The following is a 1,565-nucleotide window of genomic DNA, read 5'->3' on the forward strand; positions in this document are numbered from 1 at the left end:
TCACGCGCACCGCCCACGGGTTCAGGCCGTGAGGTTGAACGCCCGCCGAGTGGGCTTCGATGACGTCACCTTTCAGGTGCCTTGCCCAGCCCTCGGCCATCTGACTGCGACACGAATTGCCTGTACAAAGAAATAGAATCCGCAATCTGGAGTTGGGTCCACTTTCCGCCACTGTCGATCTCCGTGTAGCCCACTATTGTCTTTCGGGGTTGACACATCACCCCGCCGCCTCGGCCTCGGCCGCCGTTCGCCGCGCCATCAGCCATTCCGCAAGTTCCCCCATGCCCTGCCCGGTTTTTGCAGAGACTTCAAACACGGCGGCGTCAGGATTCAACCGGGAGAGCGTCTCCCGGACGCGCTGCGGTTGAAACTCGAAATAGGGAAGAAGGTCCACCTTGCTGATGACCACCGCCTGGGTCGATTGAAACACTGTGGGGTATTTGATCACTTTGTCGTCGCCTTCAGGGACGCTCAGGATCACAATCCGCAGATTTTCCCCCAGGTCGAACCCAGCGGGACAGACGAGGTTGCCCACGTTCTCAATAAACAGCCAACCTCCCCGGGAAAGGGGCAGGCCATCCACCGCGGCGGCCACCATGTTCGCATCCAAGTGGCAGGCGCCCTCTGTGGTGATCTGGACGACGGGCAAACCTCGGGCGGAAAGCCGATCGGCGTCCACCGTCCCGGCCAGATCGCCCTCGATAACCGCCAGGGGTCCTTTGCCGTTGAGCGTCGCGGCGAGCGATTCGATGAGCGACGTTTTTCCGCCACCCGGTGAGCCCAAAATGTTCACCACAAACACTCCCACCTGGTGGAAGAATCTTCGGTTGGCTGCTGCCAACTGATCGTTCGCCTTTAAAATTTTCTTTGCCGCTACGATTTTCATAGAGCCGCGTTCCTAACCGGGTCATTTTCGGCGGTGAATGGCGCAAGCCCCGCAAGTCCTCGCTGAGTGCTCCGATGGGCATCCGAGCACGTGCAGACAGACCCGGTGGTCTCCTACCCCGCCGCTATCGATCGAGACGTGGACTTCTGCCCGCTCCCGTCCGTTCCCGAAGCTCCGCGGGACCGAGGGCGCATCCTTCGCGGATTGTCAACATCTCGGCAGATGAGGGTTACCCCTCACCGCCTGGGCACCCGCTGCTCAAATCCGTTTCCCCTGCCCCGGAATTACCCGGGTCTGCCCCTTCGTCCAATTCTATCGACTGGAGCAACAAATCGCGTCCCCCTTCGATGAGGACGTCATCACTTTGACACTGCGGGCAGAAGAGGACCACATCGGTCAATTCGGAAACGGCTCCACATTGACGGCAACGGCAAACCGCCGCCGTCTCGCGGATAACGAGTTCACACCCCGGACCAAGGACATCCGGACTGAGCACCTCGAAGGCGAAACGAAACGCCTCCGGGACTACGCCGGAAAGCCTTCCAATGACCACCTCCACCCGGCGAACTCGCCCAGTCACACCGCTGTCGTGAATGTGTTCCTGGACTGATTGAAGGAGGGATTCAACGAGGGCCACTTCGTGCATGTGCCCATTCCAGTTTGGAAAACGCTCAAACGG

2 protein-coding genes and 1 pseudogene are annotated in these 1,565 nt (G+C 60.1%); all 3 read right to left on the reverse strand.

Annotation, left to right across the window (positions count from 1 at the left end; genetic code table 11):
• Nucleotides 1-172: pseudogene (locus H5U08_RS18300) on the reverse strand (hypothetical protein); the annotation flags it as partial.
• A 45-nt stretch (nt 173-217) separates the two neighbouring features.
• A complete protein-coding gene (gene hypB / locus H5U08_RS18305) occupies nt 218-886 on the reverse strand; it encodes a hydrogenase nickel incorporation protein HypB (protein WP_297036446.1) in 669 nt (222 codons plus the stop codon).
• A 229-nt stretch (nt 887-1,115) separates the two neighbouring features.
• A partial coding sequence (locus H5U08_RS18310) for a hydrogenase maturation nickel metallochaperone HypA (protein WP_297036449.1) occupies nt 1,116-1,565 on the reverse strand: 450 nt, incomplete at its 5' end.

The sequence above is a fragment of the Thermogutta sp. genome (assembly GCF_014359955.1).
Taxonomy (GTDB): Bacteria; Planctomycetota; Planctomycetia; order Pirellulales; family Thermoguttaceae; genus Thermogutta.

Excerpts from the sequence above, each read along its gene's own strand:
- hypB (WP_297036446.1), bottom strand. The coding sequence starts at position 886 with ATGAAAATCGTAGCGGCAAAGAAAATTTTAAAGGCGAACGATCAGTTG.